Source organism: Streptomyces thermodiastaticus, assembly GCF_014656135.1.
Classification (GTDB): Bacteria; Actinomycetota; Actinomycetes; order Streptomycetales; family Streptomycetaceae; genus Streptomyces; species Streptomyces thermodiastaticus.
In genome coordinates this window covers 45,020-71,963 of the sequence record NZ_BNBV01000025.1, presented here as the reverse complement: position 1 = coordinate 71,963, position 26,944 = coordinate 45,020, and the positions used below count along the sequence as shown (strand labels likewise).

Below are 26,944 nucleotides of genomic sequence, written 5' to 3'. Positions count from 1 at the left end.
GCAGGATCGATGCCGTCCGCATCCTGATCACTCGACGAGGGAGTTGCGCCTGTGCCCGGTGAGAATCTGTCCCGCGAGGAGGCCCGGGAGCGGGCCGCGCTGCTGTCCGTCGACGGGTACGAGGTGTCCCTCGACGTGCGGTCGGCCGTCGGCGAGCCGCAAGGCGAGGAGCCGCGCACCTTCCGCTCCGTCACCACGATCCGCTTCCGCTGCAACGAGCCGGGTGCCTCCAGCTTCGCGGACCTGATCGCGCCGAGCGTCACGGCCGTCTCCCTGAACGGCAAGGACCTCGACCCCAGCGAGGTCTTCGACGGCTCCCGGATCCTGCTGGAGGACCTGGCCGCCGACAACGAGCTGATCGTGGACGCCCAGTGCGCCTACTCGCGCACCGGCGAGGGCCTGCACCGCTTCGTCGACCCGGAGGACGGCGAGGTCTACCTGTACACCCAGTACGAGCCGGCCGACGCCCGCCGGGTCTTCGCGACCTTCGAGCAGCCCGACCTGAAGGCGCCCTTCCGCTTCGAGGTGACGGCGCCGGAGGGCTGGACGGTGTGGAGCAACGGCGCCGGCGAACGGCACGACGGGGTATGGCGGTTCGCGGAGACCAAGCCCATCTCGACGTACATCACGTGCGTGGTCGCCGGCCCGTACCACTACGTGACCGACACCTACGAGCGGCAGCTGGCGGACGGCTCACGGCTGCGGATCCCGCTCGGCGCGATGTGCCGCAAGAGCCTGGCCAAGCACTTCGACGCCGACGACGTCTTCCTGGTCACCAAGCAGGGCCTGGACTTCTTCCATGACCACTTCGACTACCCGTACCCGTTCGGCAAGTACGACCAGGCGTTCGTGCCCGAGTACAACCTCGGCGCGATGGAGAACCCGGGCCTGGTGACCTTCCGGGAGGAGTACATCTTCCGCGGCAAGGTGACGCAGGCCTCCTACGAGGCGCGGGCCAACGTCGTCCTGCACGAGATGGCGCACATGTGGTTCGGCGACCTGGTCACCATGGAGTGGTGGGACGACCTGTGGCTCAAGGAGTCCTTCGCGGACTTCATGGGCGCGTTCGCGCTGGTCGGCGCCACCCGCTTCACCGACGGCTGGATCACCTTCGCCAACCGGCGCAAGGCCTGGGCGTACCGGGCCGACCAGTGGCCCTCCACCCACCCGATCACCGCGGACATCCGCGATCTGCAGGACGCCAAGCTCAACTTCGACGGCATCACCTACGCCAAGGGCGCCAGCGTGCTCAAGCAGCTGGTGGCCTACGTCGGCCAGGACGCCTTCCTGGAGGGCGCCCGCCGCTACTTCAAGCGGCACGCCTACGGCAACACCCGCCTGGGCGACCTGCTGGCGGTCCTGGAGGAGACCAGCGGCCGGGACATGGCCGCGTGGGCGCGGTCCTGGCTGCAGACGGCCGGCCTCAACGCGCTGACCCCGCAGGTGGTGCTGGACGCCGACGGGCGGATCCAGGAGCTGGCCGTGCTGCAGGAGGCGGCCGAGTCGCACCCCGAGCTGCGTCCGCACCGGGTGGCGGTGGGCCTGTACCGGCGCTCCGCAGCCGGGGCGCTGGAGCGGTACGCGCGCACCGAGGTGGACGTTGCCGGCGCCCGGACCGTGGTGGCGGAGCTGGCCGGGCAGGACGCACCGGACCTGGTCCTGGTCAACGACGACGACCTGACCTACTGCAAGATCCGTTTCGACGCCACCTCGCTGGCCACGCTCCGCACGGACCTGGGTGCCCTGACCGACCCGCTGGCCCGTGCCCTGTGCTGGTCGGCGCTGTGGAACCTGACGCGGGACGCGCTGCTGCCGGCGCGGGACTTCCTCGACCTGGTGCTGCGCTTCGCGGGCCGGGAGACCGAGATCGGCGTACTGCAGATGCTGCACGCGTGGGCCGAGTCCGCGCTGGTGCACTATGTGGCGCCCGAGCGGCGGGAGACGGCCGGGCAGGCGCTGGCCGAGGGTGCGCTGGCCGAGCTGAGGAACGCCGAGCCGGGCAGCGAGCACCAGCTGGCCTGGGCACGCTTCTTCGCCTCCGTGGCCTCGGCGCCGGCCGACCTCGAGCTGCTGAAGGGCCTGCTGGACGGCACGGAGCAGATCGACGGGCTGGACGTCGACCAGGAGCTGCGCTGGGCGTTCCTGGAGCCGCTGGCCGCGCACGGCGTGGCGGACGAGACGGTGCTCGCCCAGGAGCTGGCCCGGGACGACACCGCCTCCGGCAAGCGCCACCAGGTGCGCTGCCTGGCCGCGCGGCCCTCCGCCGAGGTCAAGGCGCAGGCCTGGCACGACGTGGTGGAGTCCGACGCGCTGTCCAACGCACTGGTGGAGGCCACGATCGCGGGCTTCGCCCGGCCCTCGCAGCGCGAGCTGCTGGCGCCGTACGCCGAGAAGTACTTCGCGGTGATCGAACGGGTGTGGTCCGAGCGGTCCATCCAGATCGCCATGGACATCGTCCAGGGCCTGTTCCCGGCGCTGCAGGCCTCGCCCGGGACGCTCGCGGCGACCGACGCCTGGCTCGGCGCGCACGAGAGCGCCCCGCCGGCGCTGCGCCGGCTGGTCCTGGAGGCCCGCGACGACCTGGCGCGGGCGCTGCGCGGCCAGGAGTGCGACGCACGCACGTGAGCCGTCCGGGGTGACCGCCGGTGCCCGCACCCGATCCGGTCGTCCGGCCGCGGACCCGGTGTCGCGCAACCGTGACACGCAGGCCGTAACCCCTGGTCCGTCCCGCGCGGACCAGGGGTTTTCGCGGTCGCACGGGTGTCCGGACGGACGGCGTTGTCCGGATCGTGCAACCCTCCTGTCACAGCGGTGACGGCGCGGCGCGGGCCCGGGCAACGTGGCGGGCATGAACCAGGACACCCCGCTCTCCTCCCGCCGGCCGGCCCGCCCGGCCGAGGCGGCGCCCCGCCGGGTGATGACCACCGCCCCGCTGCGCGCCCTGGGTGTGCCCGCCGCCGAGACGGCCGAGCGCTGCCGCCCCGGCGGGCCCTGGCACCGGCTGCTGCCCGGGGTCCCTCTCCTGCGCCCCGGCCCGCCGGCCGGCCCCGACCGGCTGTGGGCGGCGCTGCTGTACGCCACGCGCGGCGCCTGGCCGGATCCAGGGCCCGGGGTGCCGGCCAAGACCGCCGCCCGGGAGCCGCGCCGCCCGGCCCGCTGCACGGCGATGATCACCGGGCCGGCCGCGCTCGCACTGCACGGCTTCGCCGCCGTGCCGCCGCTGCCGGCGCTGGAGACGATCGACGTGCTGGTGGGGCGGCTGCGCCCGCCGCGTTCGGCGCGTTGGGCCCGGATCCTGCGCACGGCCGGCCTGCCGGAGCCGGTGACGGTCATGGGCGTGCCGGTGGCGCCGGTGCCGCGTGCCGTGGCCGACGCGGTCGGGCGGCTGACGGAGGCGGCCGCGGTGCGGCGGCTGCTGACCGAGGCGGTGCGCGGCGGGCACTGCGAGCCGGCCGCGCTGGTGCGGGAGCTGTCCGCGGCCCGGCTGCTGGACCGGCCGCACATGATGGGCGCGGTGGAGGCGCTGCTGGCCGAGGGCCGGGCGTCGGCCGAGGACCGGCTGTACCGGATGGTCCGCGTGCACGGGCTGCCGGAGCCGGTGTGGAACGTGGAGCTGCGGCTGCCGGGCGGCCCGTCACTGGGCGGTGCGGACGCCTACTGGCCCGAGCAGGCGGTCGCGGTGGAGCTGGATGCGCGGGCCGGCCGCCCGGGCGAGGCCGGCGCCGCCGGGGCGCGGCGCGCGCGCCGGCGCGAGCACCTGGAGCGCCTGGGCGTCACGGTCGTCCACCTGTCGCCGCGGGCGCTGCGGGACGCCCCGGAGCAGCAGGCGGCGGTGGTCCGCACGGCCCTGAGGGCGGCCGCCGGCCGCGAGCCCGCGGCGCGTCCGGTGGTGCTGCCGCGGTGAGGGCCCGTCCGGCCCTCAGGAGCGGTGCGGCACGCCGCCGGAGTCGGGCGGCGCACCCGGCGGGGTGAGCATCCGGCCCGCCGCCGGACGTTCCCGCCACAGCCGCAGCGCGACGTCGACCAGGGGGACCCGTTGCAGGCGGGGCACGGCCGGCAGCGGATGCCAGGCGGCCCGGTCGGTGGAGCCGCCCGTCTCGTGGCGCAGCTCGCCTCCGGTGACCTGTGCCTCGTAGACGATGCGGAGGCTGTGGTGGTCGGCCGGGCTGCGCAGCCGGCGCTGCCGGGTGTGCCGGCGGGAGTCGACGCCGAGCAGGGCGACCGGTTCGGCGGTGTAGCCGGTCTCCTCCTCGACCTCGCGGACCACGGTGTCGTGGGGGTCCTCGCCGTGCTCCATGCCGCCGCCGGGAAGGGTCCAGTACCGGGTGCCGTCGGGGGCGACCCAGCGGGCCAGCAGTATCGATCCGTCCTGCACGCACACGGCGTACGCCGCCACCCGCAGCTCCTGTCGCATGGCAGGACGCTACGGCATCCCGGCCCCGTGAGGCAGGGGGTCGGCCGGGAACCTGTGCCCGCGTGCACCGGCGGACGCGCCGCCCGCGCAGAGGCGTACGTCACACCGTCGTGTGCGCCGGTGCGCGGCGGGCAGGCGCCCGGGCCGTACAGCTTGCGGCGCGACGCCGTCACCGGGTTGAGCATCTGCGCCGCGCAAGGGCGTGCGCCGCAGGACCGCGGGCCCGGGACCGTGTCTCGCACACCGGGCCCGAAGGGCAAAGAATTGGACAGACCGGCCGGGCCGCACCGCATGATGGCTGATGGGCCGCATGATGGGCGGGTCCTGGTCATGCAACGACAGACACGCAAGGGAGTCACCGTGAGGGTCGGAATCGTCGGAGCCACCGGTCAGGTCGGCACGGTCATGCGCAGGATCCTCACGGAGCGCGAGTTCCCCGTCACCGAGCTGCGGCTGTTCGCCTCGGCCCGGTCGGCGGGCCGGGTCCTGGACGGCGTGACCGTGGAGGACGCCGCCCAGGCCGACTACACGGGCCTGGACATCGTGCTGTTCTCGGCGGGCGGCGCCACCTCGAAGGCGCTGGCCGAGAAGGTCGCCTCGCAGGGTGCCGTGGTGATCGACAATTCCTCCGCCTGGCGCCGCGACCCGGACGTGCCGCTGGTGGTGGCCGAGGTGAACCCGCACGCCCTCGCCAACCGCCCCAAGGGCATCATCGCCAACCCGAACTGCACCACGATGGCCGCGATGCCGGTCCTCAAGCCGCTGCACGAGGAGGCCGGGCTTCAGGCGCTGGTCGTCGCCACCTACCAGGCGGTGTCCGGCTCCGGCCTGGCAGGCGTGACCGAGCTGCACGGACAGACGCAGAAGGTCGTCGCGGAGGCCGACAAGCTGACCCACGACGGCGCGGCGGTGGACTTCCCCGACCCGGGTGTCTACAAGCGTCCGATCGCCTTCAACGTGCTGCCCTTCGCCGGCAACCTCGTCGACGACGGTCTGAACGAGACCGACGAGGAGCAGAAGCTGCGGCACGAGTCCCGCAAGATCCTGGAGATCCCGGACCTGAAGGTGTCCGGCACCTGCGTGCGCGTGCCCGTCTTCAGCGGTCACTCCGTGCAGCTCAACGCCCGTTTCGCACGGCCGATCAGCGTGGAGCGCGCCACCGAGCTGCTGGCCGAGGCCCCCGGCGTGGTCCTGTCGGACATCCCCACCCCGCTGCAGGCCGCCGGCCAGGACCCCTGCTACGTGGGCCGCATCCGCCGCGACGAGACGGTGGACAACGGCCTGGCGCTGTTCGTCTCCGCGGACAACCTCCGCAAGGGCGCGGCCCTGAACGCGGTCCAGCTGGCGGAGCTGGTGGCGGCGGAGCTGAACGCGTAAGCCCCCGCGTCCCGGAGGTCTGCCAGGCCCGTACGCCCTTCGAGCGGGCGGTCGCCGCACACCGGTGACCGCCCGCTCGTGGTGTCCGCGACGTGGAAGGATGACCGCATCCGTACACAGGAGGAGATGAACGCGTGCCTGGCACAAACCTGACGCGCGAGGAGGCGCGGCAGCGGGCGAAGCTGCTCACCGTCGACTCGTACGAGATCGAACTCGACCTCTCCGGGGCGCAGGAGGGAGGCACCTACCGGTCCGTGACCACGGTGCGCTTCGACGTGGCGGAGAACGGTGCCGAGTCCTTCGCCGACCTGGTCGCGCCGGCCGTCCACGAGGTGGTCCTCAACGGCGACACGCTGGATCCCGCCGAGGTCTTCCAGGACTCCCGGATCGCGCTGCCCGGCCTGCTCGAGGGCCGCAACGTGCTGCGGGTCGTCGCCGACTGCGCGTACACCAACACCGGTGAGGGCCTGCACCGCTTCGTCGATCCCGTCGACGACCAGGCGTACCTGTACACGCAGTTCGAGGTCCCGGACGCGCGGCGGGTCTTCGCCTGCTTCGAGCAGCCGGATCTGAAGGCCACCTTCCAGTTCACCGTGAAGGCGCCCGAGGGCTGGACCGTGGTGTCCAACTCGCCCTCCCCTCAGCCGAAGGACAACGTCTGGGTCTTCGAGCCGACGCCGCGCATCTCGACGTACATCACCGCGCTGATCGCCGGGCCGTACCACAGCGTGCACAGCGTGTACGAGAAGGACGGGCAGTCCGTGCCGCTCGGCATCTACTGCCGGCCGTCGCTGGCCGAGCACCTCGACGCCGATGCGATCTTCGAGGTGACCCGGCAGGGCTTCGACTGGTTCCAGGAGAAGTTCGACTACGCCTACCCGTTCACGAAGTACGACCAGCTGTTCGTGCCCGAGTTCAACGCGGGAGCGATGGAGAACGCGGGCGCGGTCACCATCCGCGACCAGTACGTCTTCCGGTCCAAGGTGACCGACGCGGCGTACGAGGCGCGGGCGGAGACGATCCTGCACGAGCTGGCCCACATGTGGTTCGGCGACCTGGTCACCATGGAGTGGTGGAACGACCTGTGGCTGAACGAGTCGTTCGCCACCTACACCTCCATCGCCTGCCAGGCGCACGCCCCCGGCTCGCGCTGGCCGCACGCGTGGACCACGTTCGCCAACTCCATGAAGACCTGGGCGTACCGGCAGGACCAGCTGCCGTCCACGCACCCGATCATGGCGGAGATCCGCGACCTGGACGACGTGCTCGTCAACTTCGACGGCATCACCTACGCCAAGGGCGCCAGCGTGCTCAAGCAGCTGGTGGCCTACGTCGGAATGGACGAGTTCTTCCGCGGCGTGCAGACGTACTTCAAGCGCCACGCCTACGGCAACACCCGCCTGAGCGACCTGCTGGGCGCCCTGGAGGAGACCTCCGGCCGCGACCTGAAGAACTGGTCGAAGAAGTGGCTGGAGACGGCCGGGATCAACGTCCTGCGCCCGCGGATCGAGACCGACGGCGAGGGCGTCATCACCTCCTTCGCCGTCCGCCAGGAGGCACCCGCCCTCCCGGCGGGCGCCAAGGGCGAGCCGGTGCTGCGCCCGCACCGCATCGCGATCGGCCTGTACGACCTGGACGGCGGCTCCGGCAAGCTGGTGCGCACCGACCGCATCGAGCTGGACGTCGACGGCGAGCTGACCCCCGTGCCGCAGCTGGCCGGCCGGCGCCGGCCCGCGGTGATCCTGCTCAACGACGACGACCTGTCCTACGCCAAGGTCCGCCTGGACGAGGAGTCGCTGCGGTTCGTCACCGAGCACCTGGGCGACTTCGCCTCCTCTCTGCCGCGCGCGCTGTGCTGGGCCTCGGCCTGGGACATGACCCGGGACGCCGAGCTGGCCGCCCGCGACTATCTGTCGCTGGTGCTGTCCGGCATCGGCAAGGAGTCCGACATCGGCGTGGTGCAGTCGCTGCAGCGGCAGGTGAAGCTGGCCCTCGACCAGTACGCCGACCCGGCCGCCCGGGACGCGCTGCTCGCCCGCTGGACCGACGCCACGCTGGCGCACCTGCGTGCCGCTCAGCCGGGCAGCGACCACCAGCTGGCCTGGGCGCGCGCCTTCGCGGCGACCGCCCGCACGCCGGAGCAGCTGGACCTGCTGGTGGCCCTGCTTCAGGGCACGGAGAGGATCGAGGGCCTGGTCGTCGACACCGAGCTGCGCTGGGCGTTCGTGCAGCGGCTCGCGGCCACCGGCCGGTTCGACGAGGCGGAGATCGCGGCCGAGTACGAGCGGGACAGGACCGCGGCCGGCGAGCGGCACGCGGCCACCGCCCGCGCCGCCCGTCCCACCGAGGAGGCGAAGGCCGAGGCCTGGGCGTCGGTCATCGACTCCGACAAGCTGCCCAACGCCGTCCAGGAGGCGGTCATCGCGGGCTTCGTCCAGACCGACCAGCGGGAGCTGCTGGCGCCGTACACCGACCGGTACTTCGAGGTGGTCAAGGGCATCTGGGAATCCCGCTCCCACGAGATGGCCCAGCAGATCGCGGTCGGGCTGTACCCGGCGGTGCAGGTCTCCGAGGAGACGCTGCGCACAACCGACGCGTGGCTTCAGTCCGCGGAGCCGAACGCGGCGCTGCGCCGGCTGGTCTCGGAGTCGCGGGCCGGTGTCGAGCGTGCGCTGAAGGCCCAGGCGGCGGACGCGGCGGCAGCCGGCCGCTGACCCGCGGTGCGGCCGTGCCGGCCCTCGCGTCGGCGCAGCCGCCCGGCGGCGGCACCGCCGCGGGCACGGGGGGAGAGCGCCGCGGCCCGGTCACCGGCCGGGCCGTGCCCGCCCCACCGCACGGGACGCGGCACCCGGCGAGCCGGGGCACCCGCGCATGCAACACGCCGAGGGCGCCGGCCCCGTCTCCCGTACGGCACACGCGTGTGCATCCGTACGGCGGCGGGGCCGGCACCCTCGGCGGACGTGTCGGTGGCGCGCCCTGTGTGTGCCGACGCCGGTCAGGCCTTGGCCTCGGCCTTGGTCTTCACGTTCCGGCTGGTGTCCTGCTTCTTGATGTCCGGCTTGGTCAGCAGCATGACCAGGCCCGCGATCACCACGAACAGCAGGATCGGCAGGCCGACGAAGTAGCCCAGCGTCTCGATGACGCTCAGGCCCGGGCCGGGGTCGTCACCGTCGTCGCGGTTCAGCGCGAGCGCGGGAGACGACATGAGCAGCATCATCAGCGTCGTACCGGCGGCCAGAGCGCCGGCGCGCAGGGCGTTCTTCTTGTCCACGGTGCAAACGTAGCGAACGCCTGAACGCCTTGCGCGTCCGGGGTGCTGTATGCGCCGAGGGGCGCGCGCCGGAGCGTGCCGTGGGCGAGCAGGCTCCGGCGCGCGTCCGCCGCGTGCTCAGGCCGTCTCCGCCCGTTTGAGCCCGCCCTGCTCGGCCCCGCCGCCGTCCCGCACCCCGGAGCGCAGCACGTCGGCCAGCGCGCGCACGCGGGGCGAGGCGGCGAGGTCCTCCAGGGTCACGGGACGGCCTTGGGCATCGGCCATGGGAAGCCGCCAGTTCGGGTACTGGTCCCAGGTGCCGGGCAGGTTCTGCGGTCGGCGGTCCCCGACGGCGTCCGGCAGCCAGAGGCCCACCATGCGGGCGGGGGTACGCGCCAGGAAGCGGTGCACCGCCTGGATCGCCTCCTCCTCCGGCACGGCGCACTGCTCCGTGCCGGGCCCATGCAGCAGGCCCAGCGCTGCGAGCAGGGCCAGCCACTCGGCGGTGTCCGCGGCGGCCTCGGCGCGTTCCTGCTCCAGCGGCCGGGTGAGCAGCCCGAGGCGGTGGCGCAGGGTGACGTGCTCGCCGGTGAGGCGGGCCGCGGTGGGCGGCAGGTCGTGGTTGGTGGCGGTGGCCAGGCAGCCGGCGCGCCAGCGTTCCGGGGGCAGGGGACGGCCGTCGCCGTCCCAGTCCCGCTCGAACCACAGCACCGAGGTGCCGAGCACCCCGCGCTCGCGCAGCGCCTCGCGCACCCCCGGCTCGACCGTGCCCAGGTCCTCGCCGATCACCACGGCCCCGGCGCGGGAGGCCTCCAGCACCAGCAGCGCGAGCATGGCGTCGGCGTCGTAGCGGACGTAGGTGCCCTCGGTGGGCGGGCGGCCCCGCGGGATCCACCACAGCCGGAAGAGTCCCATGACGTGGTCGATGCGCAGTGCGCCGGCGGAACGGAGCAGGGCGCGCAGCAGCCGGCGGAAGGGGGCGTAGCCGGAGGCGGCCAGACGGTCGGGGCGCCAGGGCGGCAGGTCCCAGTCCTGGCCGCGGGCGTTGAACGCGTCCGGCGGGGCGCCCACCGACATCCCGGCCGCGTAGTACTCCTGCTGCGCCCAGGCGTCGGCGCCCTGCGGGTGCACGCCGACCGCGAGGTCGTGCACGATCCCGATGTCCATGCCGGCCTCGCCCGCCGCGCGCCGGGCCTCGGCCAGCTGGAGGTCGGTGAGCCAGGCCAGCCGGCGGTGGAAGCCGACCCGGTCCCTCAGCTCGTGGCGGGCGCGGGCGGTCTCGGCCGAGCGGGGGTCGCGCAGCCCGGCCGGCCAGGTGCGCCAGTCGGAGCCGTGCACCTCCGCAAGCGCGCACCAGGTGGCGTGGTCCTCCAGCTCCTGGCCCTGCTCGGCGAGGAACGCCTCGTACGCGGCACGCCGTCCCGGTTCGAGCCGCACCTGGTGGACCATCTCCAGCGCCTGCCGCTTCAGCCGCCACACCGCGTCCCGGTCGATGAGCGCGCCCCGCTCCAGCACCGCCGCGCGCAGGGCGGCGGCCTCGGCGAGCAGCGACCGCATCCGCTCGTGGCCGGCCACCGAGGCGTACCCGGGGACGTTCTCCACCCGCAGGTGCACGGGGTCGGGGAAGCGGCGCGAGGAGGGCCGGTAGGGCGAGGGGTCCGTGGGAGAGCCGGGCACGGCCGCGTGCAGCGGGTTGACCTGCACGAACCCGGCTCCGAGCGTGCGTCCGGCCCAGCCGGCCAGCTCGGCGAGGTCACCGAGGTCGCCCATGCCCCAGGAGCGCCGGGAGAGCAGGGAGTACAGCTGGACCAGCAGGCCGTGGCTGCGGCCCGTGGGCACCGGCAGCCGGGGCGGGGCGACGATCAGGTGGGCGCGGCCGGCGCGTCCGCCGGGGGCGGTGGCGGTCAGCCGGTGCACGCCCGGCGGCAGATCGTCCGCGATGGTGCGTTCCTCGCCCTGCTCGGTGTCGACGCGGAGCCGGGTGCCGGGCGGCAGCGCGGTCAGGGCGGCGGGCGGGTCCTCGCCCAGGAAGCGGACGACGGTGGGCGGCAGCAGCCGTTCGGCGCGTTGCCGTTCCCCGGCGGCGAGCGCGGCACGGGCGGCCTCCTCGCTGCTCGCGTCGACGCCGAGGGCGGCCAGGGCGGCGACGACCGCGTCGGCGGAGACGGTGGCCGTGCGGCCCGGGGCGGGACTGTAGGACGTGGCGACGCCGTGCAGGGCGGCGAGCCGGGCCAGCGTGCGTCCGGGGGTCGCGCCGGGCGGTTCGACCGGCTGCGGCGCCATCTACGGCTCCGCGCGCCCGGTGGCCGTGGCGGACCGCTCGGCGTCGCACTGGGCCGGCAGCGGACCGCACCCGTCGGCCCGTGTGGCGGCCTCGCTGGTCAGAGGCGCGGTCTCGGCGAGCGGCGGCTCGCTGGTGAGCGGTGCGGCGTCGGGCAGCGGGGGTTCGCTGGTCAGCGGCGCCTCCGCGCAGGCGCTCTCCGACCCGCACAGGGGGGACTCGGGGCCGGCGAACGCCTCGGGTGCGGACAGGGCCGAGAGCAGAAGCTGAGCCGATGCGGCCACGGGGGCCTCCTTGTCGAGTACGGCTACGGGATACCGCAGCCCTACCCCGTCGACGCGACGGCAGACGTCCCTGAGCGGCCGACGTGCCTCACGTCACCTCGTTGGACGGCACGGATGCGGGACGGCGGGGGCGTCGGCGCCCGGCCACCGGGTGGCACAGGGCCTTGGTGCCCGCGGGCCGCGTGACCACCCGGTGACCGGCCCACCAGCCCGGGAGGCGGCGTCTTGCGCCGACAGCCCGCCCACCGGCTCGGCCAGGCGCGGGTGCGCGGGGTCCCGGGCCGCCTCCCGCCGCAGCTCGGCCACGCGGGCACGCGCCATGTGCTCCCGGTCGGCGTACCGTCCGGCGAGCATCTGGCCGCCGCCCGCCCTGCCGCCGCGTGAGGGCGGGCGGGTGCGATCCCCGGGGGCGCGGGCACCCGGGGTACGCCCCCCGGGACGCAGAAAGGCCCGGACTCAGGCCGGCAGGCCGTCGATCCGGGCCAGGACGTCGTCCGCGCCGTACGGCTGCAGGTAGGGCAGCCAGCGTGGGTCCCGGTGCCCGGTGCCGATGATGCGCCAGGCCAGGCCGGTGGGCGGGGCCGGCTTGTGGCGCAGGCGCCAGCCCAGCTCCACGAGGTGGCGGTCGGCCTTGACGTGGTTGCAGCGCCGGCATGAGGCGACCACGTTGTCCCAGGCGTGCTTGCCACCGCGTGAGCGCGGGATGACGTGATCGACGCTGGTGGCGACGCCGCCGCAGTACATGCAGCGGCCTCCGTCGCGGGCGAACAGGGCCCGCCGGGTCAGGGGAACGGGTCCCCGGTAGGGGACGCGGACGAAGCGCTTGAGCCGGACCACGCTGGGTGCGGGGACGGTGAGGGTTGCGCTGTGCAGATGGGCGCCGGACTCCTCGAGGCAGACTGCCTTGTTCTCGAGCACGAGGACGAGCGCGCGGCGGAGCGGTACGACGCCGAGAGGCTCGTACGACGCGTTGAGGACCAGGACATGCGGCACGGATGCCTCCTTGTACGCCGGCGGCGCGTGGCTCGCGCCGGGACGACCTGGAGTCAGTGTCCCCTCATGGCTGGTGACCGCGCCACCATGTCCCGGTAACGGGCTGGGAGTGTTTTCCACCACATGCTCTTTCTCCCCCCGCAGTGCGCTCCGCTCACACAGGCTGCTCAGATACGGGCCGGCACCCGGTCCGTGCCGGACATCCGCGGACGTTCACGGCGTTCCGCGCCACGTGCCCCGTTAGTGTGGTGGCTCTGCCCGTCCGGTGACCTCTTCGTGATCCGACCGATACTGACCCGCTCGCGCCGGAGGGTGGACGCACCTGGAGGTACCTGTCGTGTCCGTGCCCGTCGTCCTGCTGGCCGCCGGCCCGTCCCCGTCGCCGACCGACGCGCAGTCGCCGGACGTGCCGGTCCCCTCGTTCCAGGACGCCCAGCAGAGCGCGAACAACGCGGCGAACTGGGTGGAGCAGAACTGGTCCACCTGGCTGGCGACCGGCCTGCGGGTGGTCCTCATCGTGGTCGTCGCGCTGGTGCTGCGCATGGTGGTCCGGCGGGCGATCACCAAGCTGATAGACCGCATGAACCGCAGGAGCGCGCAGCAGCCGGGCGGCAGCGGGCTGGGCGGGCTGCTGGTCAACGCCGAGCGGCGGCGGCAGCGCTCGGCGGCGATCGGTTCGGTGCTGCGTTCGGTGACCGGCTTCCTGATCATGGGCACGGCGGCGCTGATGGTGCTGTCGGCGTTCCAGATCAATCTGGCTCCGCTGCTGGCCAGCGCCGGTGTGGCGGGCGTGGCGGTCGGTTTCGGCGCCCGCAATCTGGTCACGGACTTCCTCTCCGGTGTTTTCATGATCCTGGAGGACCAGTACGGCGTCGGCGACACCATCGACGCGGGTGTGGCCACCGGTGAGGTGATCGAGGTCGGTCTGCGGGTGACCAAGCTGCGCGGCGCGGACGGGGAGATCTGGTACGTCCGCAACGGCGAGGTCAAGCGGATCGGCAACCTCTCCCAGGGGTGGTCGACGGCGAACGTCGACGTGACCCTCAAGGCGAGCGAGGACCTGGACGAGGTCAAGTCCGTCCTGACCGAGGTCGCGGGGACGATGGGCAAGGAGGAGCCCTGGGCCGAGCTGCTGTGGGGCCCGGTCGAGGTGCTGGGCCTGGACAGCGTGGAGATCGACTCGATGGTGGTGCGGGTGTCCGCGAAGACCATGCCGGGCAAGTCCGCAGCCGTGGAGCGCGAGCTGCGCTGGCGGATCAAGCGGGCCCTGGACGCGGCCGACATCCGCATCGTCGGCGGTGCGACGGCCCCCGCCGGGGACGCCCCGGCCGCGGAACCGGCGGCGGTCGCGGCTCCGCCGGCGCACGAGGACCCGTCCCCCGCCGAGACCCGCCCGGCGGCCACGATCCCGCAGCAGCAGCCCGGGAAGTAGGGCGGGCAGCGCGCAGGTCCGGCCCGGGGCGGGTGACGGCCGCCGGGCCTGCGGCATGCGGCCTTGACGCTCGTGTCGCGCCGGGCCTAGCGTCCGGACAGGAAAGTTTGCTGACAATGCGGGCTTTCAGGGGGCGAGGCGCATGGCAGGACCGACCGGCACCCCGGACTCCCCGGGCGCTTCGGCCACTCCGGTCACCCCGGGCACCCCGAGCGTCCTGCGCGCCATGAACGACCGGGCCGCCCTGGAGCTGCTGCTGGAGCACGGGCCGCTGTCCCGGACCCGGCTCGGCACGCTGACCGGTCTGTCCAAGCCCACCGCCGCCCAGCTGCTGGCCCGGCTGGAGGCCGCCGGGCTCGTCGTCGCCACCGGCACCAGCACGGGGCGCCCGGGCCCGAGCGCACGGCTGTACGCGGTGAATCCCGCCGCCGCCTACGCGTCGGGCCTCGACGTCACCCCGCAGCGCATCCGGGCCGCGGTCGCCGACCTCACCGGCCGCACCGTCGGCGCGTACGAGCTGCCAACCCCGGGCCGCCGCCCGGCCCGGCCCGTCGTGCACCTGGTCACCGAAGCGCTCGACGGCGCGCTCAAGGCCGCCGGCCTGGCCCGCGACGACGTCCGCCGCCTGGTCGTCGGCACCCCGGGCGCCTTCGACCCGCGCACCGGCCGGCTGCGCTACGCCGCCCACCTGCCCGGCTGGCACTCCCCCACGCTCCTTGAGGAGCTGGCCGCCGCCCTGCCGATGCCTGTGGAGCACGAGAACGACGTCAACCTGGTCGCCGTCGCCGAGCAGCGCCTCGGCGCGGCCCGCGGCCACCGGGACTTCGTGCTGCTGTGGAACCAGGAGGGGCTGGGCGCCGCCCTGGTGTTCGGCGGCCGGCTGCACCGCGGCTGGACCGGCGGCGCGGGCGAGGTCGGGTTCCTGCCGGTGCCCGGCGCCCCGCTGGTGCGCCAGGTCACCCAGGCCAACAGCGGCGGCTTCCAGGAGCTGGCCGGTTCCCAGGCGCTGCCGGCGCTGGCCCGGCGGCTGGGCGTCGAGGACGTGCCGACGGGCCAGTACGCCGAGGTGGCCGCCGCGCTCGTGGCCCGCGCCGCCGATCACGCCGGCGGACCCCACCGTGCCTTCCTGGCGGCGTACGCCACCCGGCTGGCCACCGGTCTGGCCTCCCTCGTGTCCGTCCTCGACCCCGAGCTGGTGGTGCTCGCCGGCGCCTGTCTCACCGCGGGCGGCGAGGTGCTGCGCGGCCTGGTGCAGGACGAGCTGGAGGAGCTGGCGGCCTCCCGGCCGCAGCTGGTGGTCGGCGAGGTGCTGGAGTCGCCCGTGCTGCGCGGGGCGCTGGAGAGCGCGCTCGCGGCCACCCGGGACGAGGTCTTCGACACCTCCCGCTGACGGGTCCCCTGGGCGGCCCGAAGCGCGCCCGGCACGCGCCCGGCACGCGCGGCGCGGGGGATCACGCAGGGGAGCCGAGGGGTAGAGCGCCTACCGGGGTCCGCGGGAGAAGGAGAGCCGAGGGACGCCGAGGGACAAGGGGATCGAGGGACGCAGATGAAACTCACCGTGGTCGGCGGCGGCTCGACCTACACGCCGGAACTCGTCGACGGCTTCGCCCGCCTGAGGGACACCCTGCCCGTGGAGGAACTGGTGCTCGTCGACCCGGCGGCCGACCGTCTGGAAGTGGTCGGCGGCCTGGCCCGGCGCATCTTCGCCCGGCAGGGCCACCCCGGCCGGATCGTCACCACGTCCGACGTGGACGCGGCGGTGGACGGTGCCGACGCGGTGCTGCTGCAGCTGCGCGTGGGCGGCCAGGCGGCCCGGCAGCAGGACGAGACCTGGCCGCTGCGGTGCGGCTGCGTCGGCCAGGAGACCACCGGCGCCGGCGGACTGGCCAAGGCGCTGCGCACCGTCCCGGTGGTCCTGGACATCGCCGAACGCGTGCGCCGGATCAGCCCGAAGGCGTGGATCATCGACTTCACCAACCCGGTCGGCATCGTCACCCGCGCACTGCTGCAGGCCGGGCATCGTGCGGTCGGGCTGTGCAACGTGGCGATCGGCCTGCAGCGGAAGTTCGCCGCGCTGCTGGGCACCGCCCCCGCCGAGGTCCACCTGGACCATGTGGGCCTGAACCACCTCACCTGGGAGACCGGCGTACGGCTCGGCGGACCGGACGGCCCGGACGTCCTGCCCCGGCTGCTGGCCGAGCACGGCGACGCCATCGCCGCCGATCTGCGCCTGCCCCGGTCGCTGCTGGACCGTCTCGGCACCGTCCCCTCCTACTACCTGCGCTACTACTACGCCCACGACCAGGTGGTGGAGGAGCTGCGCACCAAGCCGTCCCGGGCCGAAGAGGTGGCCGCCATGGAACGGCAGCTGCTGCGCCTGTACGCCGATCCGGCGCTCGCCGGGAAGCCCGCGCTGCTGGCCAAGCGGGGCGGCGCCTACTACTCGGAGGCGGCCGTGGACCTCGCCGCCGCGCTGCTCGGCGGGGGCGGCAGCCCCCATCAGGTCGTCAACACCCTCAACCGGGGCACGCTGCCGTTCCTGCCCGACGACGCGGTGATCGAGGTGCCGGCGAAGGTCGGTCCCGAGGGCGCCGCGCCCCTGCCGGTGGCCCCGCTGGACCCGCTGTACGCGGGCCTGGTGGCGAACGTGACCGCGTACGAGGACCTGGCCCTGCGAGCGGCCCTGCACGGCGGCCGGGAGCGGGTCCTGCGCGCCCTGCTCGCCCACCCGCTGATCGGCCAGTACGCCACCGCCGAGACCCTGACCGACGAGCTGATCGCACACAACCGGGAGCACCTCACGTGGGCCTGACCGCGAGCGTTCTCGCCATCGACGCGGGCAACAGCAAGACCGACGTCGCGGTCGTGGCGGCCGACGGCCGCGTCCTGGCCACGGCCCGCGGCGGCGGCTTCCGGCCCCCGGCCGTGGGGGTGGCGACGGCGGTCGGCACCCTGGCCGAGACGGTCGCCCGTGCCTTCGACGCCGCCGCAGTCACCTCCGTCACCCATGTCTCGGCGTGCCTGGCCAACGCCGACCTGCCGGCGGAGGAGGAACAGCTGGCGGCCGCCCTCGGGGAGCGCGCCTGGGGCACGACGGCCGACGTCCGCAACGACACCTTCGCGATCCTGCGCGCCGGCGTGTCCGAGCCGTGCGGGGTCGCGGTGGTGTGCGGGGCGGGCATCAACTGCGTCGGCATGCGCCCGGACGGTGCCACCGCCCGCTTCCCCGCGCTCGGACGGCTCTCCGGGGACTTCGGCGGCGGCTGGGCGCTGGCCGAGGAGGCCCTGTGGTACGCCGCCCGCGCGGAGGACGGCCGCGGCGAGCCGACCGCGCTGGCGCACGCCCTGCCCGGCCACTTCGGCCTGGACTCCATGTACGCCCTGATCGAGGCCCTGCACCTCGGTCGCCTGGAGCAGCACCGCCGTCACGAGCTGGCACCGGTGCTGTTCGCCACCGCGGCCGAGGGCGACCCGGTCGCCCGCTCGATCGTGGACCGCTTGGCGGAGGAGGTCGTCACCATGGCGACGGTCGCCCTGACCCGGCTCGGCCTGCTCGACGAGGAAACCCCGGTGCTGCTCGGCGGCAGCGTCCTGGCGGCCTGTCACCCTCAGCTGGACCACGGCATCCGGGCCCGGCTGGCCGCCCGCGCCCCCAAGGCCGTGCCCCGGGTCGTGACGGCCCGTCCGGTCCTCGGCGCGGCCCTGCTGGGACTGGACCGGGTGGGAGCGCCGACGGCGGCGTACGAACGGGTGCGGAGGCACTTCGAGGCGTGACGGCCGGCCCGGGGTGCGGCGTGGAGCCGTATCCCTGCGGGAAGCAACAACTCACCGGTCACGGAGGAGACACATGCGTCGTTCATACGCCGATTTCGCAGCCGGTGCCGCCGCTCTCGCGGTGCTGGGACGCTCCTGCCGTTCCTGGCCCTGCAGGTCAGGTCCGCCGCATACGGCCAGTACGTCCGTCCCCTCACCACGGCGGCGGGGCTGATGTGGTGCTCCGCCGTGATGCTGTGGACGGTGTGCCTGCTGGGCTGTCCGTGCACTCGGTTCAGGGCGCAGAGGGCGGCGCCGTCACGGCTGAAGGTCCCGGTACATGATCCTCTCGAACGGCCATGACGTCACCAGCCAGTTCCTCACCGCGCTGTACAGCGGGCCGTCGAGGTCCTGGCGGTCGGCGCGCACCCAGGAGCGGACGCCCATGACGCCCGGGTCGCTGCGCAGCGGGTAGATGTACACGCAGCCGACCACCCGGTCGTCGTCGAGCACGGTGTAGGTGAAGCCGAAGCGCCGGGCGAAGTCGTCGGCGTGGAGGCGCAGATCGCGCAGGTTTTCCTCGAGGCTCATGCCGTCGACGGGCGGCCAGGCGCGGTCCTGGAAGCCCGGGGTGGCGCGGATGTGCGCGATGCTGGACGTCCACGCCTCGTGATCGGACTCGTTGTGCTGCTCTCCCAGCGGTTCCAGACGGAAGCCGTCGCCCCTGAGGCCCTGGGGGACGACGAAGTCGTCCGGTACGGATGTCTGTTGATTCATACGAGGGATTGTCGGCGCGTGCCGCGCGGTGCGCAGGGGAATTGCCGCACGGGGAACCGAACGGCATCCCCCGGCGTATTCCTGGGCGAAGGGTGGTGCGAGGGCGCGAAGTTCGCCGGCCAACGGCTGCCGTGCGGCGCGGCGCACCGGCGTTCCGGCCGGGGCGGACGGACGTCCCGGGCGGCGGTGGCACGGGCGGCGACGGACGACCACGGGGGGGAGGTCGGCAGTGACACAACCGCCGGCAGGCGGTACGGCGCCGGGGAGCCCGGCCGTGCCAGCCGTCCCGTCGCAGCCGCATCCGTCCCCCGCGCGGCCCGCCGCGCGCCGTACCGCGTGTGGAATCCGCCCGCGCCGACAACCGGCAGGGCTTGTTGGTCGGCGGTGCCTGTCTGCGGACCGCCGACGACCTGATGCGCAAGCAGATGCTGCCGGCCGCTCAGGAGCTGTACCAGCGGGAGAACCAGCGTCTGCGGGCCGACTGCGGTCACGCCGGCTCCCGGCCGTGGGTGGCGATCGCGCTGGGGGTCGTCGCGCCGGCCGCGCTGGGCTGGGCGCAGTACCGCACCTACCCGCGCACGAACCGGGTGCTCAACCGGGGACTGGTCGCCGCCGCCACCGTCGCGGTGCTGCCGCGCGGGACGGCCGGGGTGCGCTGACCGGTCTGCCGGCCGGGGCGGCGGCGCTCGCGGTGCTGGGCGCGGCGGCGGTGCTGGGCATAGGCCGCAGGCTGCCGGAGTACCGGTGACGCAGGACGGCAGCACGAGGGAAGCAGGACGGCAGCGCGAGGGAAGAAGGCGTGAGGATGCGGACGACGCGGCTGCGGACCCGGCTGAGGGGCTGGGGCGGCGTCGGCGCGATGGCGGTGCTCTGCGCGCTGGCGCTGGCCTTCGTGCTGCTGCTGCCGAAGCTGGAGCAGCACGGTCCGGGCGGCCCCTCCCTCGGGCGCGCTCCCACGGCCGAGGCCGCCCAGGCCAGGGCCGGCGCCTGCACGGACGCCACCGCGCAGCACCTGAGCCTGCCCCCGTCCGACGTCACGGGGCCGGCGGTCGAGGCCATCCGGTGCGGCTGCAGCTCGGCGAGGCGGACGCGGTGGTGACCGACGGTGCGCTCGCCGCGAGCCAGGCCGCGCAGGACCCCACGGTGGACCTGAAGGGCACCGCCTTCACCGAGGAGTACTGCGGGGTGGCGATGAGGCGGGGCGCGGACGATCTGGTGCGCCGGATGAACCGGATACTGGACGACTACCGCAAGGACGGGGGCTGGAAGGCGTCGTACGACAGGTGGTTGCTTCCCGCGCTGGGTAAGGACACACCGTCGGCGACCCCGCCGGAACCGGTGTACAGGTGACCGGAGCCGTCCGGGGCGGCGGGCGGATCCCGCCGGCGGCCGGCGTACGACCGTAGGGAACATCACGAGCAGCGAGAGGTGATCGATGGGCGGCACGGACCCCGCCGAGCCGGTGCTGGACCGGGACGAGGTGGACCGTGCGCTGGCGCGGCTGGCCGCGGAGCACGAGGCGATCGAGACCTCCCTGTTGGCCCTGCAGGACCACGCGGGCCGCAGACTCCTGGAGGGCGCCGAGCTGACCGGCGTCACCAAGGAGCGCTGGGCGCGCGCGGAGGCGTCGATCGCTCTGCTGTGGACGTACTTCGACGCCTACACCGACGCGTTGCGCCGCGCACAGCAGATCCGTGCCCGCCGCCGCTGGTCCAGCCACGAGGACCTGGTGGCGCTGACGGAGCTGCTGCGCGGCGCGTGCGTGACGGTGCCCGGGTCGGCGGAGGCCGCCGCGGGCGGGCCGGACGCGGGCCGGCTCAGCCGCCGTTTCACCCTGGCCGCGCTGGTGGAGCGGATCAACGAGCTGTACGCCGCCGGGCTGGACGTGGTGATCGCCGCCGACACGGTCTGGTCGGCGCTGCCCGCCCGGATCGACCTGCTCTCCGCCGAGCTGCAGCGCACCCGCCGGCTGGCGCACTCCGTCGGCGTCCGGCCCGGCGAGCACCCGGCGGGCGACGACCTGGAGCGCATCACCCGCACCCTGACGAAGCTGCGCGAGCAGGTGATCTCCGACCCGCTGGCGTTCTGGGTCCCGGCCTCGGGCAGTTCCGCCCCGGGCGGCGGCCGGCCGGACACCACGGTGTACGACCGGCAGGCGCGGGCGCTGGAGGACGTGCGCCGGGAGGTGGAGGCGGTGCTCGGGGTGCGGCGGGACGCCGAGCAGCGGCTGCTGAAGCTCCGGGACGTGCTCTCGCGCGCGGACCGCACGCTGGCCGAGGCGCGCACCGCGCGCGGCGAGGTGCTGGCGAAGATCGCCGCCACGGAGGTGCCGGTGGTCAGCGGTCCGCCGACCGCGCTGCACGAGCAGCTGGCGACGGCCGCCGAGTACCGGCGGCGGGCCCAGTGGCACCGTCTGTCGCCGCTGCTGGACGCGCTGGAGCAGAAAGCCGAGGACGAACTGCAGCGGGCCCGCGAGTCGTTGACGGCGGTGACCGCGCCGCTGGCGGTCCGGGCCGAGCTGCGCGGCCGTCTGGACGCCTACCGGGCGAAGGTGGCCCGGCACGGCCTGGCGGAGGACCCGCTGCTGGTGGAGCGGTACGACATCGCGCGCCGCATGCTGTGGAGCGCGCCGTGCGATCTGCGGGTGGCCGAGCAGGCGGTGCTGCGCTACCAGCAGGCGGCGGCCGAACTGCTCGGCGCCGCACGGGTGCCCGGGCAGGGCGCGCCGCGGGACGACGGGGGAACACCATGAGCCGGGCGGGGTCGGGCTGTCAGCGGCCCGACCCGCGCTCGATGGTGCTGCGGAACCCGGAGGTGCCCGAACGCAAGCGGTTCTGCTCGCGCTCGCCGCTGCACGGCGGCGCGTGCGGCGGCGGTCCGGACCCGGCTGCGGCACCGTCGTCCCGAGCCGTCCGACACGCCGTTCCTGGACGACCTGACGGCCGCGGCCGCGCAGGTGGAGGCCCTGGAGGCGTACGGGCTCGACCCGGCGCGGCGCGAGCTGCCGGCGACGGAAGTCCTCGGCCGCGCGCTGGACTGGGTACTCTCCGGGGGCCGGGTCTCCGGCCCGGCCTCGCGGCGGGTGCTGCTCGGCAGCGGCCTGGACGAGCGGGGACTGCGCTTCGGCCTGGAGCGTTCGTACCGCACGCCGGCCCGGCTGGCGTCCGGCGGCGAGGAGAGGACCCGACCTGGTGGAACGTGCCAACCGTTACCGCCCCCGACCATGGGTGTAGTTGATGTCGCAGATGCACCGGCAGGCCGCGCTGTCGAACTGCCCGAGCTGCGCGGAGCCGCTCGGACCGGGTGACCGTTTCTGCGGCGCCTGCGGTCACGACCTGTCCGCGGCCGGCGCCGTGCCGGCCGGCCCGCACACGCTCACCAGGGACACCGGTCCCGGGGACGCCGGCGCGGTGCCGGGCCCGGCCGGGGCCGTCCCTCCCGCCGCGGACGGCGCGCCCGCTCCCTGGCCGCAGGCCCCACGGCCGGACGCCCCGCACGAGGCGCCGCGCACCCACCTGCCCGCACACCTGCCGGGAGCGGAACCGGGCGGCACCGGGCCGGGGGCGTACCCGCCCATGCCCGCGCACCCGCCCGTGCCGGCCCAGCCTCCCGCACCTGCGCAGCCGCCCGCCGCTCCGCCGGCGCCCCCGGCGGCACAGACGGGCCCGGACGGCGTCCCCCGGGCTCCCCAGCCGCCCGCCGCTCCGGCCGAGCACGGCTCACCGGTGCGGTACGACCGGGCGGCCGAGCCCGAGGAGTACCCGCTGCAGGCCCCCGACCCGCGTGCGGCGGTGGCCGCCCCGCCCGCAGCTCAGTCCGAGGCCCGGTGCGTGGCCTGCCGTGCCGGACAGGTGGACGACGACGGCTACTGCACCCGGTGCGGGCACGCCCAGCCGCAAGAACGCGACCACATGGAGCAGGAGTCGGGTCCCGTCGCCGCGGTCAGCGACCGGGGGCTGCGCCATCACCGCAACGAGGACGCCTTCGCCGTCGGCCGTACCGCGCTGCCCGACGGGTCACCGGCGGCCGTGGCCGTGGTCTGCGACGGCGTCTCCTCCGCGACCCGCCCCGACGAGGCCTCCGTGGCCGCGTCCCGCACGGCCGGCGACTTCCTGCTGGACGCCCTGCCCCGCGGCACGCACCCGCGGCAGGCCATGCACGAGGCGATCGTCGCCGCCGCCGAGGCGGTCGACGCCCTGGCGCAGGTGCCCGGCGGCGCCCGCGAGCACTCCGTGCACCTCAACGCGCCCGCCTGCACCCTCGTGGCCGCGGTGGTCACCTCCGGTCTGCTGGTCGTCGGCTGGGTCGGCGACAGCCGCGCCTACTGGGTGCCGGCCGACCGCGGCGCGCCGCCGGCCCGGCTGACCGAGGACGACTCCTGGGCGGCGCAGATGGTGGCCGCGGGCCTGATGAGCGAGGCGGAGGCCTACGCCGACGAGCGCGCCCACGCCATCACCGGCTGGCTCGGCGCGGACGCCTACGACCTCCAGCCCCACACGGCCGCGTTCGAACCGGACCAGCCGGGCGTGGTCGTGGTGTGCACGGACGGGCTGTGGAACTACGCCGAGACGGCCGAGGAGATGGCCGAGGTGCTGCCGGCGGACGCCGCGCTGCGGCCGCTGCACAGCGCCCGGGTGCTGGTCGGCCACGCCCTGGACGGCGGGGGCCACGACAACGTCACAGTGGCCGTCGTGCCGTTCCCCGCCGCGCCGCACGGGACAGGATCCGCCTGAGGACGCGCGCCGGTGCACGGTCGGCACGGGTCCCGGCACCCCGGCACGGCCTCGTCACGGGGAGACTCCGGCGGATTCGGAGGGGACCGGTCCGCCCGGGTCGGCGGCCCCGCTCAGGCGGGCCGAAGGGGGCTCTGGACAGCATGGCCACGTTCCCGAAGTCCCGCGTGCCGCGGTTCTCGGTGAGGTCTAGCAGAACGCGTACCTGCCCGAGGGCGGCCGGGACGCCGACGCGATCGTCACCGTCACCGCCACCGGGGGCGCCGCGGCCGCCGCGGTGGACACCCTGCGCGACGGCGTGCACTTCGCGGTGGTCGCCGGCACCCATCAGGCCGTCGAGGTCCACCCGGGCGGCGGCACCGCCACCGGCACCTGGCTGCGTCTGGCCGGCCACTGCCCTCGGCCGGCGCCGCCATCCGGCACGGCATCCTGCTCAGCGACGGCCGCAACGAGCACGAGGCGGCCGAGGACCTCGCGGCGGCGCTGCGGGACTGCACCGGGCCCTTCACCTGTGACGCCCGCGGGGTGGGCACCGACTGGGACGTGAGAGAACTCACAGCGATCGCCTCGGCGCTGCTCGGCACCACCGGCATCGTCGCCGATGCGGCGGGCCTGGCCGCCGACTTCACACGGATGATGGAGACGGCGATGGGCAAGGGGGTCGCGGACGTCGCCCTGCGGGTGGGGACCCCGGCCGGCGCGACGGTCACCTTCCTCAGGCAAGTCCCGCCCGCCGTCGGGGACCTGACGGACCGCCGGGCGCAGGCCGGACCGCGCACCGGGGACTGTCCGACGGGGTCCCGGGGCGACGAGTCCCGCGACCACCACCTGCGCGTGCGGGTGCCCGCGCACGCGTGGGGCGGGAGATGCTCGCCGCCCGCGTCACGCCGGTGGTGCTGCACAGGGTCTCGAACTTCGCGAAGCGGGTGATAGCGACGGGGCAACGGCCAGGCTGGGCCGGGCCGTTCAGCTGGCCGCCGCCTCCGGAAACGCGGATACTGCGAAACTGCTTGCGAAGGTGGTGGACGTGGTGGATGCCGCGACCGGTACTGTGCGACTGAAAGCGAAGGTCACGGAGGCCGACGAGATGATTCTCGAGACACGGTCCACCAAGACCGTTCGTGTAAAGAAGTAGTGCCTCACCACAGCACACGACGACAGCGAAGACAGTGAGCCTGGCCCCTCGGGGTTGGAGACGTCCGGTCGAACCGGCCGGGAAGGAGAGGGGGAAGCGCCGACATGCCGACCTGCCCGAACGGACACCAGTCGGGTTCCGACGACTGGTGCGAGGTGTGCGGTCACCGCATGGCCGGTGCCGTACCGCCGCCTCCCCCGCCGCCCCCGGCGGGCGGCTACGGCTTCCCGCCGGCGCCGGGCCAGGGCGCCCCGGGCGCCCCCGGTGGTCCCGGCCCCGCGGGCTTCGGCGGCACCTCCGGCGGCCCCGGCGCCCAGCCGGAGCTGTGCCCGCAGTGCCGTACGCCCCGCCAGGGCGGTGCGCCGTTCTGCGAGGAGTGCCGGTGGAACTTCCTGACCAACACGGCCACCACCTACACCCCGGCCGCGCCGCCTGCGCCGGCGCCCGGCCCGGGAGCGGGACCGGCCGGTCCCGGAGCGGGCCCGTCCGGCCCGGGTGGCCCGGCGCCGCACTTCCCGCAGCCGCCCGGCCCGCCCTCGGGGCCGTCCTTCGGCCGTGACAGCTTCGACTACCACAGCTCCCGGCCGTCCCAGGTGAACCGGCCGGCCGAGCCGATCCCCCCGAACCCGCCGTTCGCCTCCCCCGAGCCCTCCGGACGTCCGGGCGGCCCCGACGGCCCCGGCCCGGCGGGCCCCGGAGGCGGCCAGGGCAATCCAGGCGGCGGGCCGTCCTTCCCGCCCGCGGGTGCGGCGGCCGCGCCGCCGTTCCCGCAGGCGACGAGCCGGCCGCCGTCCGGCGGTCCGTCCTTCGGCGGGGGCGACGACTGGGTGATCTCCCCGCCGTCCCCCGGGGGCACGGCCGGCGGTCCGGCGGGCGGTCCGGGCGGTCCCGCCTCCGGCGGCGGCTACGGCTATCCGCAGCCCGGCGGCACGCAGGCCCCGCCCGCACCGCCGTTCCCGCAGCAGACGCCGCAGGCCCCGCAGCCGCCCCAGCCGCCCCAGCAGGCGACGTGGACGGCGACGATCGCGCCGGACCGCGAGTACTTCATGGCGATGATGCAGCGCTCGGGTCCGGAGGCCGCGGGCCTGAGCCTGCCCGCGTACTCCCCGGAGCAGCAGCGCACGCTCACCGGCAACCAGGTCACCATCGGCCGCCGCCGGCACTCCACCGGCGACACCCCCGACATCGACCTGTCGGTGCCGCCGGAGGACCCGGGCGTCTCCCACCAGCACGCCGTGCTGGTCAAGCAGCCGGACGGCAGCTGGGCGGTCATCGACCAGAACTCGACCAACGGCACCACGGTGAACGGCTCCGAGGAGCCGATCCAGCCGTTCGTGCCGGTGCCCCTGCGGGACGGCGACCGGGTGCACGTCGGCGCCTGGACGACCATCACCATCCGGCGCGGCTGAGCCCTTCCGTCACGTCCGCCGGGGCCGGCCCGGGCGCGTCCCGGCGGACGGCCCCGGCGGTTCAGTCCGGCAGGGGCCAGGTGTGCGGACCGTCCGGGTCGTCCAGCCACGTCCAGGCGTGCGGGCCGCGCACCGTGATGCCGTACCGCTCGCGCTCCGGGCGGCCCGTGCGCTCCCACAGGTCCCAGGCCGCCCGCCCGTCCAGGCGGCCGCCGCTCACCGCCAGCAGGAAGCGGAACAGGTCGTCCTCGCACACCCGGGCCGGCACCCCGTCCAGCCGTGGCGCCGGCGGCTCCGGCCGGCCCTCACCGCGCAGCGGCACGAAGTAGGCGGGGGTCTGCAGGAAGCGCCCCTCGGCGTGTGCGGCGTCCCGCACGGTCAGCACCACCAGGCCGGTGGCGATGGGCGTGAGGATGCGCCCGCCGGGGGTGCACTGGGCGAGCCAGGCGCGCGGGATCGAGGGCAGCGCGCAGGTGGCGATGATCCGGTCGAAGGGGGCGCGCTCTGGAACCCCGCGTGCGCCGTCGCCCGTCACGACCGCCGGGTGGTGTCCGGCGGCGGCCAGGTGCCGGCGCGCCGACTCGGTGATCTCCGGGTCCAGGTCGACGGTGGTGACCAGACCGTCGTCGCCCAGGCGGTGGGCGATCAGCGCCGCGTTGTACCCGGTGCCCGCGCCGATCTCCAGCACCCGGTTGCCGTCCTCGATCCGCAGCGCGGCGAGCATCCGCGCCATCAGCGAGGGCTGGCTGCTGGAGGAGACCAGCTCGCCGTCGCGCAGCCGGCTGGCCAGCGGGACGTCGGCGTACGCGCCGCGCAGCCACTCCTCGCGCGCCCCGGGGTCGGGGTGCTCGCCCCAGCGGCGTTCGTAGCCGCGTGCCGTGGCGACGTAGTAGTAGGGCACGAACAGGTGGCGGGGCACCGCCGTGAACGCCTCCCGCCACACCGGGTCGTCCTTCCAGGCGCCGCTCGCGTCGATCGTGCGGACCAGTGCCGCCTGTGCCCGCTCGGCGAGCGCGGCGAGGTCCGGCTCGTCCGTGGCTGCCGCATCGCCCCGCACGGCCGTGCCGCTCCTGTCGTCCGTGTCCCCGACCGCGTGCGCGCCCATG

The 26,944-nt window shown here is 75.0% G+C and carries 22 protein-coding genes and 3 pseudogenes; 17 read left to right on the top strand and 8 right to left on the bottom strand.

Annotated elements, in window-relative coordinates; translation table 11 throughout:
* The first annotated feature begins 51 nt into the window (after positions 1 to 51).
* Positions 52 to 2,625 (top strand): aminopeptidase N, encoded by a 2,574-nt coding sequence (gene pepN / locus IE286_RS21035; protein ID WP_189798319.1) that lies wholly within the window; start codon positions 52 to 54, stop codon positions 2,623 to 2,625.
* A gap of 223 nt (positions 2,626 to 2,848) precedes the next feature.
* The gene (locus IE286_RS21030) at positions 2,849 to 3,904 is read left to right on the top strand and encodes a hypothetical protein (protein ID WP_189798318.1); all 1,056 of its coding nucleotides are present in this window, start codon (positions 2,849 to 2,851) and stop codon (positions 3,902 to 3,904) included.
* A 15-nt stretch (positions 3,905 to 3,919) separates the two neighbouring features.
* Here the strand turns inward: IE286_RS21030 and IE286_RS21025 are convergent, their stop codons facing one another.
* Positions 3,920 to 4,414, bottom strand: coding sequence for an NUDIX hydrolase (locus IE286_RS21025; RefSeq protein ID WP_189798317.1), 495 nt, complete (start codon positions 4,412 to 4,414; stop codon positions 3,920 to 3,922).
* Positions 4,415 to 4,774: 360 nt separating this feature from the next.
* Here IE286_RS21025 and IE286_RS21020 point away from each other — a divergent pair, with 360 nt between their 5' ends.
* On the top strand, positions 4,775 to 5,791 hold the full coding sequence (locus IE286_RS21020) for an aspartate-semialdehyde dehydrogenase (protein ID WP_189798316.1): 1,017 nt from the start codon (positions 4,775 to 4,777) through the stop codon (positions 5,789 to 5,791).
* A gap of 134 nt (positions 5,792 to 5,925) precedes the next feature.
* Positions 5,926 to 8,505 (top strand): aminopeptidase N, encoded by a 2,580-nt coding sequence (pepN, locus tag IE286_RS21015; RefSeq protein WP_189798315.1) that lies wholly within the window; start codon positions 5,926 to 5,928, stop codon positions 8,503 to 8,505.
* Between the two features lie 281 nt (positions 8,506 to 8,786).
* Here the strand turns inward: pepN (IE286_RS21015) and IE286_RS21010 are convergent, their stop codons facing one another.
* The 4 genes from IE286_RS21010 to IE286_RS20995 form a co-directional block, all read right to left on the bottom strand.
* The gene (locus IE286_RS21010) at positions 8,787 to 9,062 is read right to left on the bottom strand and encodes a hypothetical protein (protein ID WP_189798314.1); all 276 of its coding nucleotides are present in this window, start codon (positions 9,060 to 9,062) and stop codon (positions 8,787 to 8,789) included.
* A 117-nt stretch (positions 9,063 to 9,179) separates the two neighbouring features.
* Positions 9,180 to 11,324, bottom strand: coding sequence for a 4-alpha-glucanotransferase (gene malQ, locus IE286_RS21005; RefSeq protein ID WP_189798313.1), 2,145 nt, complete (start codon positions 11,322 to 11,324; stop codon positions 9,180 to 9,182).
* A complete protein-coding gene (locus tag IE286_RS27325; protein ID WP_372462570.1) occupies positions 11,325 to 11,606 on the bottom strand; it encodes a hypothetical protein in 282 nt (93 codons plus the stop codon).
* 93 nt (positions 11,607 to 11,699) lie between these two features.
* Positions 11,700 to 11,903, bottom strand: coding sequence for a hypothetical protein (locus IE286_RS20995; protein ID WP_229863248.1), 204 nt, complete (start codon positions 11,901 to 11,903; stop codon positions 11,700 to 11,702).
* Here IE286_RS20995 and IE286_RS27320 point away from each other — a divergent pair.
* Positions 11,832 to 11,990: a hypothetical protein gene (locus IE286_RS27320; protein WP_229863253.1), complete on the top strand. Its 159-nt coding sequence runs from the start codon at positions 11,832 to 11,834 to the stop codon at positions 11,988 to 11,990. The two genes, IE286_RS20995 and IE286_RS27320, sit on opposite strands and share 72 nt — an antisense overlap.
* Before the next feature lie 72 nt (positions 11,991 to 12,062).
* Here the strand turns inward: IE286_RS27320 and IE286_RS20990 are convergent, their stop codons facing one another.
* Positions 12,063 to 12,599, bottom strand: coding sequence for an HNH endonuclease (locus IE286_RS20990; protein ID WP_125499359.1), 537 nt, complete (start codon positions 12,597 to 12,599; stop codon positions 12,063 to 12,065).
* A gap of 337 nt (positions 12,600 to 12,936) precedes the next feature.
* Here IE286_RS20990 and IE286_RS20985 point away from each other — a divergent pair, with 337 nt between their 5' ends.
* From IE286_RS20985 to IE286_RS20970, 4 genes are all read left to right on the top strand, one after another.
* A complete protein-coding gene (locus tag IE286_RS20985) occupies positions 12,937 to 14,031 on the top strand; it encodes a mechanosensitive ion channel family protein (protein WP_189798312.1) in 1,095 nt (364 codons plus the stop codon).
* Positions 14,032 to 14,173: 142 nt separating this feature from the next.
* Positions 14,174 to 15,421 (top strand): ROK family transcriptional regulator, encoded by a 1,248-nt coding sequence (locus IE286_RS20980; protein WP_189798311.1) that lies wholly within the window; start codon positions 14,174 to 14,176, stop codon positions 15,419 to 15,421.
* Positions 15,422 to 15,577: 156 nt separating this feature from the next.
* A complete protein-coding gene (locus IE286_RS20975) occupies positions 15,578 to 16,843 on the top strand; it encodes a 6-phospho-beta-glucosidase (protein ID WP_189798310.1) in 1,266 nt (421 codons plus the stop codon).
* A complete protein-coding gene (locus IE286_RS20970; protein ID WP_189798309.1) occupies positions 16,834 to 17,805 on the top strand; it encodes an N-acetylglucosamine kinase in 972 nt (323 codons plus the stop codon). The genes IE286_RS20975 and IE286_RS20970 overlap by 10 nt, the downstream gene beginning before the upstream one ends.
* A 297-nt stretch (positions 17,806 to 18,102) precedes the next feature.
* Here the strand turns inward: IE286_RS20970 and IE286_RS20965 are convergent, their stop codons facing one another.
* A complete protein-coding gene (locus tag IE286_RS20965; protein WP_189798308.1) occupies positions 18,103 to 18,561 on the bottom strand; it encodes a GNAT family N-acetyltransferase in 459 nt (152 codons plus the stop codon).
* Between the two features lie 338 nt (positions 18,562 to 18,899).
* Between IE286_RS20965 and IE286_RS20960 the strand changes: the two genes are divergently transcribed.
* From IE286_RS20960 to IE286_RS20930, 8 genes and pseudogenes are all read left to right on the top strand, one after another.
* The gene (locus IE286_RS20960) at positions 18,900 to 19,220 is read left to right on the top strand and encodes a GlnX family signal transduction membrane protein (RefSeq protein ID WP_189798307.1); all 321 of its coding nucleotides are present in this window, start codon (positions 18,900 to 18,902) and stop codon (positions 19,218 to 19,220) included.
* 146 nt (positions 19,221 to 19,366) lie between these two features.
* The gene (locus tag IE286_RS27795; protein ID WP_308115077.1) at positions 19,367 to 19,660 is read left to right on the top strand and encodes a hypothetical protein; all 294 of its coding nucleotides are present in this window, start codon (positions 19,367 to 19,369) and stop codon (positions 19,658 to 19,660) included.
* Positions 19,624 to 19,911, top strand: a pseudogene (locus tag IE286_RS27790) (sugar-binding protein); the annotation flags it as partial. The gene IE286_RS27795 and the pseudogene IE286_RS27790, both read left to right, overlap by 37 nt.
* 85 nt (positions 19,912 to 19,996) lie before the next feature.
* On the top strand, positions 19,997 to 21,313 hold the full coding sequence (locus tag IE286_RS20950; protein ID WP_189798306.1) for a coiled-coil domain-containing protein: 1,317 nt from the start codon (positions 19,997 to 19,999) through the stop codon (positions 21,311 to 21,313).
* Between the two features lie 102 nt (positions 21,314 to 21,415).
* A pseudogene (locus IE286_RS20945) lies at positions 21,416 to 21,794 on the top strand (tetratricopeptide repeat protein); the annotation flags it as partial.
* 3 nt (positions 21,795 to 21,797) lie between these two features.
* Positions 21,798 to 23,294 (top strand): PP2C family protein-serine/threonine phosphatase, encoded by a 1,497-nt coding sequence (locus IE286_RS20940; RefSeq protein WP_189798305.1) that lies wholly within the window; start codon positions 21,798 to 21,800, stop codon positions 23,292 to 23,294.
* A 143-nt stretch (positions 23,295 to 23,437) separates the two neighbouring features.
* Positions 23,438 to 24,429 (top strand): annotated as a pseudogene (locus tag IE286_RS20935) (vWA domain-containing protein).
* A 104-nt stretch (positions 24,430 to 24,533) separates the two neighbouring features.
* Complete coding sequence (locus tag IE286_RS20930; protein WP_189798304.1) at positions 24,534 to 25,838, top strand: FHA domain-containing protein; 1,305 nt, start codon at positions 24,534 to 24,536, stop codon at positions 25,836 to 25,838.
* 61 nt (positions 25,839 to 25,899) lie between these two features.
* Here IE286_RS20930 and IE286_RS20925 read toward each other — a convergent pair whose 3' ends face one another.
* Positions 25,900 to 26,943 (bottom strand): methyltransferase domain-containing protein, encoded by a 1,044-nt coding sequence (locus tag IE286_RS20925; protein WP_189798303.1) that lies wholly within the window; start codon positions 26,941 to 26,943, stop codon positions 25,900 to 25,902.
* Between the last annotated feature and the right edge of the window lies 1 nt (position 26,944).

Excerpts from the sequence above, each read along its gene's own strand:
- IE286_RS20925 (WP_189798303.1), bottom strand. The coding sequence starts at position 26,943 with ATGGGCGCGCACGCGGTCGGGGACACGGACGACAGGAGCGGCACGGCC.
- IE286_RS20980 (WP_189798311.1), top strand. The coding sequence starts at position 14,174 with ATGGCAGGACCGACCGGCACCCCGGACTCCCCGGGCGCTTCGGCCACT.
- IE286_RS20940 (WP_189798305.1), top strand. The coding sequence starts at position 21,798 with ATGTCGCAGATGCACCGGCAGGCCGCGCTGTCGAACTGCCCGAGCTGC.
- IE286_RS20975 (WP_189798310.1), top strand. The coding sequence starts at position 15,578 with ATGAAACTCACCGTGGTCGGCGGCGGCTCGACCTACACGCCGGAACTC.
- IE286_RS21025 (WP_189798317.1), bottom strand. The coding sequence starts at position 4,414 with ATGCGACAGGAGCTGCGGGTGGCGGCGTACGCCGTGTGCGTGCAGGAC.
- IE286_RS20930 (WP_189798304.1), top strand. The coding sequence starts at position 24,534 with ATGCCGACCTGCCCGAACGGACACCAGTCGGGTTCCGACGACTGGTGC.
- IE286_RS20950 (WP_189798306.1), top strand. The coding sequence starts at position 19,997 with ATGGGCGGCACGGACCCCGCCGAGCCGGTGCTGGACCGGGACGAGGTG.
- IE286_RS27795 (WP_308115077.1), top strand. The coding sequence starts at position 19,367 with ATGCGGACGACGCGGCTGCGGACCCGGCTGAGGGGCTGGGGCGGCGTC.
- malQ (WP_189798313.1), bottom strand. The coding sequence starts at position 11,324 with ATGGCGCCGCAGCCGGTCGAACCGCCCGGCGCGACCCCCGGACGCACG.
- IE286_RS21030 (WP_189798318.1), top strand. The coding sequence starts at position 2,849 with ATGAACCAGGACACCCCGCTCTCCTCCCGCCGGCCGGCCCGCCCGGCC.
- IE286_RS20965 (WP_189798308.1), bottom strand. The coding sequence starts at position 18,561 with ATGAATCAACAGACATCCGTACCGGACGACTTCGTCGTCCCCCAGGGC.